Source organism: Pengzhenrongella sp. (assembly GCF_036565025.1).
Classification (GTDB): Bacteria; Actinomycetota; Actinomycetes; order Actinomycetales; family Cellulomonadaceae; genus Pengzhenrongella.
On the sequence record NZ_DATCNW010000055.1, the window covers coordinates 16,043 to 28,951 of the forward strand.

The 12,909-nt window shown below is 71.9% G+C and carries 10 protein-coding genes; all 10 read left to right on the forward strand.

Annotation, left to right across the window (positions count from 1 at the left end):
* Positions 1-27: 27 nt before the first annotated feature.
* The 10 genes from VIM26_RS02865 to VIM26_RS02910 all read left to right on the forward strand — a co-directional run bounded on the left by VIM26_RS02865 (position 28) and on the right by VIM26_RS02910 (position 12,782).
* Positions 28-1,926: a glycosyltransferase gene (locus VIM26_RS02865; RefSeq protein WP_331948809.1), complete on the forward strand. Its 1,899-nt coding sequence runs from the start codon at positions 28-30 to the stop codon at positions 1,924-1,926.
* 396 nt (positions 1,927-2,322) lie between these two features.
* A complete protein-coding gene (locus VIM26_RS02870; RefSeq protein ID WP_331948810.1) occupies positions 2,323-3,393 on the forward strand; it encodes a LacI family DNA-binding transcriptional regulator in 1,071 nt (356 codons plus the stop codon).
* Between the two features lie 387 nt (positions 3,394-3,780).
* On the forward strand, positions 3,781-3,927 hold the full coding sequence (locus tag VIM26_RS02875) for a hypothetical protein (protein ID WP_331948811.1): 147 nt from the start codon (positions 3,781-3,783) through the stop codon (positions 3,925-3,927).
* A gap of 23 nt (positions 3,928-3,950) precedes the next feature.
* Positions 3,951-4,931, forward strand: coding sequence for an RNA-guided endonuclease TnpB family protein (locus VIM26_RS02880; RefSeq protein ID WP_331948812.1), 981 nt, complete (start codon positions 3,951-3,953; stop codon positions 4,929-4,931).
* A 39-nt stretch (positions 4,932-4,970) separates the two neighbouring features.
* Positions 4,971-5,237 (forward strand): ABC transporter permease subunit, encoded by a 267-nt coding sequence (locus tag VIM26_RS02885; protein WP_331948820.1) that lies wholly within the window; start codon positions 4,971-4,973, stop codon positions 5,235-5,237.
* Positions 5,238-5,280: 43 nt separating this feature from the next.
* Complete coding sequence (locus VIM26_RS02890) at positions 5,281-6,579, forward strand: sugar ABC transporter substrate-binding protein (protein ID WP_331948814.1); 1,299 nt, start codon at positions 5,281-5,283, stop codon at positions 6,577-6,579.
* On the forward strand, positions 6,576-9,122 hold the full coding sequence (locus tag VIM26_RS02895) for an ADP-ribosylglycohydrolase family protein (RefSeq protein WP_331948816.1): 2,547 nt from the start codon (positions 6,576-6,578) through the stop codon (positions 9,120-9,122). The genes VIM26_RS02890 and VIM26_RS02895 overlap by 4 nt, the downstream gene beginning before the upstream one ends.
* Positions 9,119-11,209 carry an SUMF1/EgtB/PvdO family nonheme iron enzyme gene (locus tag VIM26_RS02900; RefSeq protein WP_331948817.1) on the forward strand — a complete coding sequence of 697 codons (2,091 nt, stop codon included), beginning with the start codon at positions 9,119-9,121 and terminating at the stop codon, positions 11,207-11,209. Before VIM26_RS02895 ends, VIM26_RS02900 begins: the two co-directional genes overlap by 4 nt.
* Entirely contained in the window at positions 11,206-12,339 is a 1,134-nt protein-coding gene (locus VIM26_RS02905) for a CoA transferase (RefSeq protein ID WP_422662201.1), read from the forward strand. The genes VIM26_RS02900 and VIM26_RS02905 overlap by 4 nt, the downstream gene beginning before the upstream one ends.
* Positions 12,340-12,359: 20 nt before the next feature.
* Complete coding sequence (locus VIM26_RS02910) at positions 12,360-12,782, forward strand: phosphotransferase (protein ID WP_331948821.1); 423 nt, start codon at positions 12,360-12,362, stop codon at positions 12,780-12,782.
* Positions 12,783-12,909: the final 127 nt, after the last annotated feature.

The window sequence follows — 12,909 nt, forward strand, 5'->3', positions numbered from 1 at the left end:
GTGTCGAGGCCGAAGTAGGCTCGCACAATGCGCATTGCGGTCGTCGGTCCAACCCACCCATTCAAGGGGGGAGTCGCGCAGCACACGACCGTGCTCGCGGGGCGACTGGTCGCCGCGGGTCATGACGTCGAGATCGTGTCCTGGCACCGGCAGTATCCGAAGCGGCTGTATCCGGGCCGGCAAACCGTCGAGAAGCCCGAGTTCGATCCGTTCGAGCCGACGTCGCGCGCCCTCTCGTGGAACCGTCCGGATACGTGGGTCCGGGTCGCTTGGCGGCTGCGCGACGTGGACCTCGTCATTTTCGCTCACATCACGCCGATTCAGGTGATTCCGTATCGGACGATGATCGCGACCCTGTTCGGAAGTCGTGCCCGCGTCGCGATAGTTTGTCATAACGTTCTTCCGCACGAGCGGATCCGAACGGACGTGCGTCTGGTGTCGCTGTTGCTCGGCGCCGCCGATCTCGTGGTCGTGCACTCCGAGGCGCAGGCCGCCGAGGCCCGCCGCCTGACGGGCAAGCCGATCCGCGTGGCTCGGCTCGCCCCCTTCATGCCGGCCGGGTTCGTGCGGCGCGCACCCATTCCCGGTGAGCATCGGAGGTTGCTCTTCTTCGGACTCGTGCGCCCGTACAAGGGTTTGGATGTGCTCCTCCGGGCGCTGGCCGCTGGACCGTCGGACGTTCACCTGCGCGTGGTCGGCGAATTCTGGGGCGGCACCGCCGTCTACGACGAGTTGTGCGTCGAGCTCGGTCTCACTGATCGTGTCGATCTTCGCGACGGCTATGTCGTTGCCGAAGCGGTGCCGCTCCTTTTCAGCGACGTCGATGCACTCGTGCTGCCGTACCGCAGCGCGTCCGGCTCGCAGGCGGTCCTGACCGGATTCGAGTTTGGCGTGCCGGTCATCGCGACGCGTGCTGGCCACCTCGCCGATGACGTGCACGACGGTGTCGACGGCCTGGTCGCTGTCCCGGGCGACGTCGAGTCGCTCACCGCGGCGCTGGACCGTTTCTACCGCCCTGGTGTGCCGGAACTGATGCGCTCGGCCGTCAAACCGGTCGATCCAGATCCGTATTGGGCTCGCTATCTCGAAGCTTTCGTCGGGCGACAGGCATTGAAGGGTGATCACGTGACACAAAAGGCTGCTCCTCCCGGGGGGAAACTGCTGCACATCGCCAAGCGGGGGGCCGAGGAGGTGCTCTGGGCCAGGGTGGCTATCCAGCGCAGGTACGAGCAGCGCCTCGGAAAAGCCCGACCGCTGCCGTCATTGACGACGCCGACCGACGTGCTCGCCTCGGCCGCGGAGTACGAGCGGTCCGTTGGCGAGTGTCGCGAGCTCGGTCTGCCACTGCACCGGACCACGGCCAAGAACTGGGACGCCCTGGGTGCCGTGAGCACGGTGCTGAATACCTTGGGGACCGACATTCGGGTGCTGGATGCAGGCGCCGCCCGCTACTCCTCGATCCTGCCGTGGCTGCGGTTGTACAACGTGCGGGAACTGGTGGGGAACAACCTGGAGTTCACCAAGGTCACGAGGCACGGTGCGGTGCGTTTCGAACCGGGCGATGCAACGAACACCCAGTACCGGAGCGGCTGGTTCGACGCGGTGACGTGCATGAGTGTCATCGAGCACGGCGTGCCGTTGCAGGAGTTCGTCGAGGAGGCGGCGCGGATTCTTCGCCCGGGTGGGTTGCTGATCGTCTCCACGGATTACGACCAGGACCCTCCGGACACCCGTGACAAGTTCGCTTACGGCGTGCAGGTCAAGATCTTCTCGCCGGGTGACATCGAGGATCTGGTCGCGATGGCGGCTGCCGCGGGGCTCGTCTTGATCGGAGATCTCAGGCTGAGTCACACCGAGCGCCCGGTGTATTGGTCACGCACCGGTCTCAATTACACCTTCATTCGGCTCGCATTCCGCCGGAAGTAGTCGCAGCGCAGACCCGCCCCGGGCGGGAGCGATCCAGTTTTGGGAAGGTTTGGTGCGCCAGACGCACACATTCTTCCCAAAAGCCCGGCACCGAAGCCTGCCGAGCCCGCGTAGCCCACCGAGTCGGCCGAGCCGCGGAGAACCAACCGGGCCCGACCCGCCAAGCCCCAATGGTCGCAACTTAGGACCCCCTGCCAGTCGCCCCCGAGCGGGGATCCTCCTCTGGATCCCGCCTGCGTGGACCTTAAGTTACGTCCATCGGGACTGCCCGGGCGAATGCTGATGACGCGGATCGCGCTGGCGGCGCATCCTGTTCACGAACAAGCTGTAAACGTCTCCACTCGCGCTCCACCCACCACCCCCGCACTCTTCACCGCCGAAGGGAATCCGCCCGCGATGTCGACCGAGCGCCCCACCCTCTTCCACGTCGCCGAGCTCGCCGGGGTCTCGGTCGCCTCGGCGTCCCGCGCGCTGAACGGCATGGTCGCAAGCGCGCAGACCATCGCCAAGGTCCGCGCGGCGGCCGCCGAGCTCGGCTACCTACCGGACGCGACCGCGCGTTCGCTGAAGCTCGGGCACTCCCTGCAGCTCGCGTTCGCCGTCGACGACGTGGGCAACCCCGTCTACGTCGAGATGATGCGGGCGATCGAGTCCGTCGTCAGCGGGTCGGGCTTCCGGCTGCTGGTGTCCTCGACCGGCGCCGACCCCGCAGAAACCGTCGGCCTGGTGCGGAGCCTGGCGCGGGGCTACGCGGACGGCCTGGTGATCAGCCCGCAGCGGGTGACCGACGAGCTCGTCGCCGAGCTGCAGCGCGCGGCCGTGCCGGTCGTCGTGGTGGGTTCGCTGCCCGAGTCGGCCGGGCTCGACACCGTCCGGACTGACTCCGCACGCGGCGTAGGCCTCGCCGTGGAGCACCTGCGTCAGACCGGACGACGCCGGATCGGCTTCCTCAACGGCCCGCTGGACACGACCCCCGGCGCGGCCCGCCGGCGCGGTTTCGTCGCCGCATACGGGGAGGCCGGGCTCGGGCCCGACGTCGAGGCGGTCCAGCAGGTCGCCGCCGACTTCACCGTCGCCGCGGGCCGGCTCGCCGCGCTCGAGCTGCTCGGCCGGCACCGCGCCCCGGATGGCACGCTCGCCCTGGACGCGCTGATCGCGGCCAACGACCTGATCGCGTTCGGTGCGATCCACGCCGCGATCGAGGTCGGCCTGCGCGTGCCGCAGGACCTCGCCGTCGTCGGCATGGACAACACCGAGCTGGCCGACTTCTTCAACCCGGGTCTGACGAGCGTCTCGCTCGGTTCGGCCGAGCGCGGGAAGCTCGCCGCGGAGCTGTTGCTCGCCCGGCTCGCGGACCCCGCGCGCCCGCCGCGGAGCGTCGTCGTGCAGCCGGGTCTGGTGGCCCGCGCCTCGACGGCACCGGCCGCCGAACCCGCCGCCCCCGAAACAGCAGGGAGCCCGAGATGACCCTCACGCAGCAGACCGCCCCGGCCGCCCCGACGCCGCCGAACGCGTTGCCGCGCGCGACCAGGCGGACCGGCATCGGCCCGCGCAGCGTCGCGAGGCGATCGCGCTCGTCGTCCCCTCGCTCGCCCCGGTCCTCGCGCTCCGGCGGCCCGGCCTGGGCCGGTAGGTCGCCCGGGTCACGGCGTGGGTGACCGGGCAGGACCTGTTGGTGGATCGGGTGGTCGTCGTGGTCGGGTTGGCGTTGTACGGGCGCTGCGGCGAGTTCGGTGCTCTGCTGGGGGACGAGGCCTCTCGAGGATCGTGGTCGAGCACCGGGATCGGCTCGCCCGGTCCGGTGACCAGTGCGTCGAGGTCGCCGTGTCGGTGTCTGGTCGTAGGTTGTTGGTCGTGAACGGGGGTGAGGTGGACGAGGACCTGGTCGGTAACGTGGCCGAGTTCTTGACCTCCTTGTGTGTGCGCCGGTACGGGTGGCGTGCGGCGGCGAACCGGGTCGCGCGGGTGGTCGGGGTGGTCACTGCGCGGGACCCGTCGTGACTCTGGTCGCTCACGGGTGCGCCATGGACCCGACCCCGACACAGGACCGCGCCCTGCGGTCGCACGCGGGTGCCGCCCGGGTGGCGTTCAACTGGGGACTGTCGACCCTGCCGGTACTTGGCCAGATCAAGCTGCACGAGGACGTCACCGCCCGCCTGGTCGGTGCCCGCATCCGCTCTGCCACGGTGCGGTTCGAGCGCGGCCGATGGAACGCCTCGTTCACGGTCGAGCAGGACGTTCAGCGTCCTCGGGCGACCAAGCCAGGCGACGTGATCGGCATCGACCTGGGGATCAAGACCCTTGCGGTGCTCTCGGACGGGACCGAGATCCCCAACCTCAGGCACCTGGGCGCGGCGCTGCGCAAGGTGCGCCGCGCGGCCCGCACGGTGTCCCGCCGGCAGGGGCCGGACCGGCGGACCGGGCAGCGCCCCTCGAACCGCCGGCGGCGCGCCAGTGCTCGTCTGGGCGGGCTACACGCCCGGGTCGCCGATGTCCGGGAGGACGCGATCCACAAGCTGACCACCAGCATCGCCCGCACCTACGGCGCGGTCGTGATCGAGGACCTGAACGTCGCCGGGATGACCAAGAACCGGCGCCTGGCCCGGCACGTCGCCGACGCCTCGTTCGCCGAGATCCGACGTCAACTCGCGTACAAGATCGAATGGCACGGCGGGACCCTGATCGTCGCCGATCGCTGGTTCGCGAGTAGTAAGACCTGTTCGGAGTGTGGTGCGGTGAGAGCCAAGCTCACCCTTTCCGAGCGCACCTACGTGTGCGACGTCTGCGCGATGGTCATGGACCGGGACGTCAACGCTGCGCTGAACCTGGCGCAGTACGGAAGGCATGAACTCGGGATCGCCGCGAGTGGCGCGGAGATCGCAAACGGACGTGGAGCCGACCGTAAGACCGGGCTTGCCCGGCAGGTGGCCGTGAAGCGTCAACCCGGCACCGCGTCAGCGGGCCAGACCGGGACCGTCCCCTCGCAAGACGGGACAGCGGCATGAGCGCCAATGAGCACTCACCCGTGACGGTACATCGCCTCGATCCCGGTCGAGCTCGAGGAGGCCGGGTCGATGGATGGCGCGAGCCGGCTGCGAGTGCTGCGCACGATCATCTTCCCGCTGCTCATGCCGGGGATGGTCGCGACCGCGATGTTCTCGTTCGTCTCGGCCTGGAACGAGTTCTTCTTCGCCCTCGTGCTCATCGAGTCACCCGACAACTACACGCTGCGGGTCACGCTCAAGATGTTCGTCGGCGGCGAGGGCAAGGTCGCCCTCGGTCCGCTCGCGGCCGGCGCCGTGAAGGGCTGAGGGCACCGACCCTCGCCACGCCAACCCTCGAAAGGTGCACCTCATGAAGATCCGTGGCATCGCCGCGATGGGCGTCATCGTCCTGACCGCGATCTCCCTCACCGCGTGCAGCACGGGCTCCGGCTCCGATGCCAAGACCGAGCCCACCAAGGCCAGCGGGCCGGTCAGTCTCACGTTCCAGTCCCTCTCGGACCAGCCGGGCGCGATCGCGGCGACCACGGCGATCGTCGACAAGTGGAACTCGGACAACCCTGACATCCAGGTGAAGACCGTCGCCGCCGGCTGGGACGGGGTGTACGACAAGCTCGTCGCGCAGTTCAGCGGCGGCGTCGCGCCGGACATCATCCACTACGAGGCGGCGAGCATCATTCCGTTCGCCAGGGACGGCTACATCGCCGATCTCAGCGACCTGATCGACCCGAAGCTCAAGTCCGACGTCTCGGACGGCATCTGGAAGTCGGTCACCGTCGACGGCAAGATCATCGCCGTCCCCACCGAGCTCCAGTCGTACATGGTCTTCGCGAACAAGAAGCTGCTCGCCGACGCCGGCGTCGCCATCCCGACCGGGGAGACGATGACCTGGGACGAGTTCGCCCGGATCGCCAAGGCGACCACGAAGGGCGGCCGGTACGGCGTGACCTGGGGCCTGAAGAGCCCGACGGCGACCTTCATGAGCCTGGGCCTCGGCTTCGGCGGGACGTACTTCAAGGGCACCGGTAAGGACGCCACCATCCACATCGGCGACGCCGAGCAGGCGGTCCCCACGAAGATCCGCGACATGGCCTACACCGACAAGTCGATCGACCCGGTCAGCCTCACGCAGTCCGGCTCGGACGTGCTCGCCACGTTCTACGCCGGCAAGGCCGCGATGACCGTGCAGGGCTCCTACCAGGCCGCCAACATCGGCAAGGGGGCCCCGAAGGGCTTCGACTGGGTCGTCCTGCCGCCGCTCGAGGGCTCCAAGGGCGCCCAGCAGTCCGCCAACCCGCAGACGCTCTCGGTCAACGTCGACTCCAAGCACGTCAAGGAGGCCGCGAAGTTCATCAACTACTTCGCCTCGACCGACAACCTCGCGGCACTCAACCTCGCCGACGCGCTCATCCCGGCGTCGTCCTCCGCACAGGAGAAGATCGCCTCGGGCACCGGTGGCAAGGACGGCTGGGACGTGACGCTCGCGTCCGCGGAGTACCTCACGAAGGCGCCGTTCCTCTCGGTCGACGCCTTCACGCCCTGGAAGGACACGGTCGCGACGCCCGCTTACCAGAAGTTCCTGGCGAAGCAGATCGACGCCGACCAGCTCGCCAAAGAGCTGACCGACGGCTGGGACCAGGTGAACCGTTGAGCTTCCTTCAAGAGCGCACGGTGGCGACGCTGATCGGCGCCGCCGTCGGAGACGCCCTCGGCGGCGCGACGGAGGGCTGGACCCCCGAGCAGATCGCGGAGCGCCACGGCGGACCGGTCACCGGGATCGTCGGGCCCTACTACCCGAACTGGCAGGACGCCCGGCCCATCGCGCCGTATCACAAGGGCGACGGGCACATCACGGACGACACCCTGATGACGCAGGCGTTGGTGCAGGTGTACGCCAAGCGCCGGGACCACCTCGACGCGTGCGCGGTGGCCGAGGACCTGGTGCCGCTGCTGATCGGCCAGACCCGCTGGATCCCCGAGCTCGAGCAGGACACGATCCTGCTGCACCGGGTGTTCCTCGCCGAGAAGTGGATCGTCGCGCGGCTGTACTACGGTCACGTCGATCCCCGCGAGGCGGGCGTCGGCAACATCGTGAACTGCGGGGCGGCGATGTACATGGCGCCGGTCGGGATCGCGAACGCGGGCGACCCGCGCGGCGCCTACGCCGAGGCGATCGACGTCGCCGGGGCGCACCAGTCGAGCTACGGCCGGGAGGCGGCCGGGGTGTTCGCGGCCGGGGTCGCGGCGGCGATGGCGCCGGGCGCGGACCCGGAGTCCGTGGTCGCGGCCTGCCTCGCCGTCGCGCACGACGGCACGCTCGCCGCGATCATGCCGTTCGATACCGTCGGGCCGGAGTATCGCAAGCCCGCGATGGACGCCCGGCTGCCCTCGCGCACCAAGTCCATCGAGGAGCTGCCGGTCGCCCTCGGCTTCCTCCTCGCGCACGACGGCGACTTCGTGGCGGCCGTGCTGGGGGCCGTCAACTACGGCCGGGACGCCGACTCGATCGCGACCATGGCCGGCTCCATGGCCGCCGCGCTCGGCGGGCGGGAGGTCATCCCGAACGAGTGGGTCGAGGCGATCGAGACCGCGAGCCGGGTGGACCTGACCGCCGTCGGGCTCGAGATGGCGGGGGCCGCGCGCGACGCGGCGCGACGCGGCGCGGGCGCACGCGCATCTGAGCCGGATCGTCGGGCTCGGGGTGGTGGAGCGGGCCGAGCCGGCGCCCGCTGGGCGCCCCGGGCGACCCGATCACGCCGGGGGGCAGCGCGGATGAGACTGACCTGGGCCCAGCCCGAGGACCTGGTGGCGCACGAGCTCGTGCAGTCGGCCGCCGAGGGCCGGGACGTCGCAACCGTGGCCCGGCGCTGGGCCGACGGCGGCGGCGACCTTGTCCCGCCGGTGAGCGGCGCGGGCGCGGTCGTGGCGTCACCCGAGGTCCGCCAGCTGGCCCGCGAGCTGCTCGACGAGCTGCACGCGCTCGCGACGCCCGCGCACCCCGAAGAGCCCGACGACCTCGCCGGGATCGAGCGGCTGTGGGGCGCGGGAGGCACGCCGCCGTCGGGCACCACGACGGACCTCGCCGGGCGGGTGCACGGCGCGTGGCTCGGCCGGGCGGCGGGCTGCCTGCTGGGCAAGCCCGTGGAGAAGATCCCGCGCGCGGGCATCGAGGAGATCCTGCGCGCGACCGGCCGCTGGCCGCTGAACGGGTACTTCACCGCGGCCGACCTGCCCGACGACGTCGCGGCGCGCTGGCCCTGGAACCGGCGCAGCGCCCCGACCTCGCTGGCGGAGAACATCGCCGGCATGCCCGAGGACGACGACCTGAACTTCCCGATCCTCGCGCTCGGGATCCTGGAGGCCCACGGGCCCGGCTTCACGACGGACGACGTCGCGGCGGCGTGGCTCGCGAACCTGCCCGCCGGGCGGGTGTTCACCGCCGAGCGCGCCGCGTACCGCAACCTGCTCGACGCGCGTCCGGTGCCGGCGACCGCTACCCACCACAGCCCGTTCCGGGAGTGGATCGGCGCCCAGATCCGCACCGACGTGTACGGCTGGACGAACCCCGGCGACCCGCGCGCCGCGGACCGCCTGGCTTGGACCGACGCCCGCCTGAGCCACACCCGCAACGGCGTCTACGGCGCGACGTGGGCGGCCGGGATGTGCGCGTCCGCCGTGGTGTCCGGCGACGTGAGGACCGTGCTCGCGGCGGGGCTGGACGTGGTGCCGCCCGCCAGCAGGCTCGCGCACGCCGTGCGGCGCGGGATCGAGATCGGCCGATCCGGGGTGGACGTCCCCGCGGGCCTCGACGCCCTGCACGCCGAGTTCGGCGACCTGCACTGGGTGCACGTGCTGAACAACGCCGCGACGGTCGCGTACGCGCTGACCGCCGGCGACGGCGACCTGGGCGAGAGCATCGCGATCGCGGTCATGGCCGGCTGGGACACCGACTCCGCGGGGGCGACCGCCGGCGGGATCGTCGGCGCGCTGCGCGTGGCCGGGGACCTGCCGGACGGGTGGATCGGACCGCTCGACGGTCGCGTCGCGACCAGCCTGCCGGGCGGGCCGTCGCGGTCGATCGCCGAGCTCACGGGGCGCACGGTGGCGCTCGGGGGCGTCTCGGGTGCCGGCGCGCTCGGGGGCGGCGCGAGCGTCGACCGGGCCTTCCCGACCGGGCCGGTGGTCCGCTCATGAGCGACTTCGGATTCGACCCGCTCGTGCCACGGCCGCTCGACCTGCCCACACCGGTCCCACTGGACGAGGACGCGGACCTGGCATCGTTGGACGACGCCAAGATCTTCGCCGCACCCGACGACCCGACCCGGTGGCCCGCCTGGCGGGCCCGGCTCGAACAGTGGCGCACGGACGCCCGGGCGCGCTCGAGCTACACCGGCGCCCAGTACGACCGGCGCGACCTCGCGTGGGCGTCGGAGTGCTTCGCCGTCGCGCAGGTCTGGCTGTGGGACGAGCTGCTCTACGACTTCGAGGCGCAACGGTTCACGCCCGAGCGGCTGCTCGCGGACGCCCGCGACAGGCTAGGCGGGCTGGACGGCGTCGTGCTGTGGCACGCCTACCCCGTGATCGGGATCGACGACCGCAACCAGTGGGACTTCTACCGCGACGTGCCCGGGCTGGCCGGGCTCGTGGCGGACCTGCACGCGGCGGGCGTGCGCGTGTTCGTCGACTACAACCCGTGGGACACCGGCACCTGCCGCGGCGCCGACGACGTGACCGAGCTGGCGGCGCTGGTGCGCGACCTGGACGCGGACGGGGTCTTCCTGGACACGCTCAAGGAGGCCAACCCGGCCCTGGTCGGCGCCCTCGAGGCGGCCCGGCCGGGACTCGCGCTCGAGGGCGAGTCCACGCTGCCGCTCGCCCGGATCGCCGACCACGCGCTGTCCTGGGCGCAGTGGTTCGCGGACAGCCCCGTGCCCGGCGTGCTGCGCGCGCACTGGTACGAGCGCCGGCACCTGCAGCACCACGTCCGGCGCTGGAACCGGGACCACGGACGCGAGCTGCAGTCCGCCTGGTTCAACGGCGTCGGGCTGATGGTGTGGGAGGTCGTGTTCGGGGCATGGGTCGGCTGGAACCCGCGCGACGCCGCGACCCTGCGCCGGATGCTCCCGGTGCAGCGCGTGCTCGCGCCGGTGCTGCACGCGGGGGAGTGGACCCCCCTCGCGGACCTCGACCCGGCCGCGACCGCCGCCGGGGTGTACGCGTCCCGGTTCGAGCTCGACGGGCTGACCCTGTGGGCGCTGGTCAACCGGGGTGCGACGGACTGGACGGGGACGGTGCTGCCGGCCGGGTTCGCGGCGCTGGTGCCCGGGCGGCCCTCCTCCGCGGAGCCGCAGTTCGTGGACCTCACCGGCGGCCGGCGCCTCGCGCCCGGGGAGCCGGCGACGACCGTGGTGCCCGCGCACGGGATCGCCGGGCTGCTCCGGATCGCGCCCGGCGCGCCGGACCCCGGCAAGGCCCTGGACGACGCGCTCGCCCGGGCGGGCGCGGTCCCCGCGACCGCCGACGCCGCGTTCCCGCACGCCCGCTCGCGCCGGGTCGTCGCCCGGTCCGGTCCGGCGGTGCGTCCCGCCGCTCGGGTGACCGACGCCGTCGTCGTGCCCGCGGGCGAGCACGTCCTGACGGTCCGGTTCCGGGCCAGGGAGACCGGCATGTACGACGGCGCCCCGTACGTCGAGGAATGGAAGCCGCTGCCGCCCCGGCTGCACGACCAGCGCACCCTCGAACGCGTCGCGCGGCTGGCCTCGCCGGTCAAGGTCGCGTCACGCGAGGTGTCCAACGAGGAGTTCGCCCGCTTCCTCGGCGCGTCCGGGTACGCGCCGCGCACGGCGCACCGGTTCCTCGCGCACTGGACCATGACCAGCGACGGCGTGCCGCTGATGCCGGCGCCCGGCACGAGCGCCGAGCCCGTCACGCACGTCGACCTCGACGACGCGCGCGCGTACGCCGCGTGGTCCGGCGGCAGGCTGCCGGACGAGGACGAGTGGCAGCTGGCCGCCGGCCTGCCCGGGTTCGCGCGGCGCGGCCCGGCGGTGTGGAACTGGACCGAGAGCGAGTACACGGACGCCCGGACCAGGTTCGTCATGCTCAAGGGCGGCGCCGAGCACGCGACGTCGGGGTCGCAGTGGTACTTCGACGGCGGGGTTCGGGCACCGGAGTTCTCGGCGAAATACCTGCTGCCCGGGCTGGGCATCGCGCGGTCGGCGAGCATCGGGTTCCGGTGCGCGTGGACGCTCGGGGACGAGCTTGCGGAGGTGAACCCGTGATCGCGGACCGCGGGACTGCGGCGGACCCTCCCGGGCCCGCCGCAGCGCCGTCGTCGGGCACGGGCGCGCTCGCGGGGCTGCGTGTGCTGGACGTCTCGACCCTGTTCGCGGGTCCGATGGCGGCGATGCACCTGGGCGACCTGGGCGCGGAGGTGATCAAGGTCGAGCACCCGCGCCGGCTCGACCCAGGTCGGGCCGTACCGGCGCCGGCCGGGGTTCGGCACGCTCGCGGAGGCGATGAGCGGGTTCGCCGCGCTGACCGGGGAGCCCGACGGGCCGCCTACGCTGCCGCCGTTCGGGCTCGCCGACGGCGTCGCGTCGCTCGCGACCGCGTACGCCGTGCTGGCCGCGCTGCATGCGCGCGCGCGGACCGGCTCGGGCAGGTCGTCGACCTCGCGATCATCGAACCGATGCTCGCGATGCTCGGCCCGCAGATCACGCGCTGGGACCAGCTCGGCACCGAGCAGCCGCGCACCGGCAACCGGTCCGCGAACAACGCGCCGCGCAACACCTACCGCACCTCCGACGGCGGCTGGGTCGCCGTCTCCACGAGCGCGCAGAGCATCGCCGGACGGGTGATGCGGCTGGTCGGGAAGCCCGAGGTGATCTCCGAGCCGTGGTTCGCGACCGGGTCGGGGCGGGCCGCGCACGCCGACGCGCTCGACGACGCGGTGGCCGCGTACGACGTCGCGCGCGCCCATCCGCGGGTCGCCAGCCTGGGCCTCGGCGAGGCGGACCTGCGCTCCGACCTCGGGGTCGACGACGATCTCGGCCTGGCCTTCGCGCGTTCCCGCGTGGTCAACGCGGCCCGCGCGGCCGGCCTCGCGCCGCCCGTCATGTCGGCCTACCTGAACGTGCACGACGACGACGGGCTCGCGCGGTCCTGCGCCGTCGGGCGCGGGCTCTGGTTCGTCGGGCGCACGGCGATCCACCCCCGGCAGCTGCCGGTGATCGTGGCCGCGTTCCTGCCGACCGCCGAACAGGTGGTCCGGGCGCGGCTGGTGCTCGACGCCGTGGCGCGTGCCCGCGCGGCGGGCAGTGGGACGGTGGTGCTGCCGGACGGGACGTTCCTGGACGTCGCGATGGTCGAGCGGGCCCGGCGGACCGTCGCGCTGGGCGAGCGGCGCTGACTGTCGTCCATAATCGGCGGGTGATCGCTGTCGAGGGTGACGTGGGAGCGGCTCGCTCCGTCGTGGTCGCCGAACACTTCGGACTCGGGCGGCCGACGGCGGCGATGGTGCCGCATCAGCACACGAGTTTTCGGACCTGGCGGCTGTGCACCGCGCAGGGATCCTTTCTCGTGAAGGAGGTCTGGGAGTCCGGCCCGCCCTACTGGAGCCGAAAAGCGTTCGCGATGACCCGATTCGAGCAGCGGGCTCGGGACGTCGGCATTCGGATCCCGCGCGGATACGCGTCCGACGACCGGCCGCTAGCTCAGCTGGGCGATCTTGGCGCATTCAAGGTCTACGAGTGGCTCGAGCATTCTCCCCTGACGCACGATCTCCGCCTCGCGCAGTGGCTCGGGCAGACCCTGGCCGGGCTTCATCGCCTGGAGCACACCCAATGGACGTAACTTAAGGTCCACGCAGGCGGGATCCAGAGGAGGATCCCCGCTCGGGGGCGACTGGCAGGGGGTCCTAAGTTGCGACCATTGGGGCTTGGCGGGTCGGGCCCGGTTGGTTCTCCGCGGCTCGGCCGAC

What these genes read in the sequence shown, in the direction of transcription:
- VIM26_RS02870 (WP_331948810.1), top strand. Translation starts at nt 2,323, where the DNA reads ATGTCGACCGAGCGCCCCACCCTCTTCCACGTCGCCGAGCTCGCCGGG.
- VIM26_RS02900 (WP_331948817.1), top strand. Translation starts at nt 9,119, where the DNA reads ATGAGCGACTTCGGATTCGACCCGCTCGTGCCACGGCCGCTCGACCTG.
- VIM26_RS02865 (WP_331948809.1), top strand. Translation starts at nt 28, where the DNA reads ATGCGCATTGCGGTCGTCGGTCCAACCCACCCATTCAAGGGGGGAGTC.
- VIM26_RS02890 (WP_331948814.1), top strand. Translation starts at nt 5,281, where the DNA reads ATGAAGATCCGTGGCATCGCCGCGATGGGCGTCATCGTCCTGACCGCG.
- VIM26_RS02880 (WP_331948812.1), top strand. Translation starts at nt 3,951, where the DNA reads ATGGACCCGACCCCGACACAGGACCGCGCCCTGCGGTCGCACGCGGGT.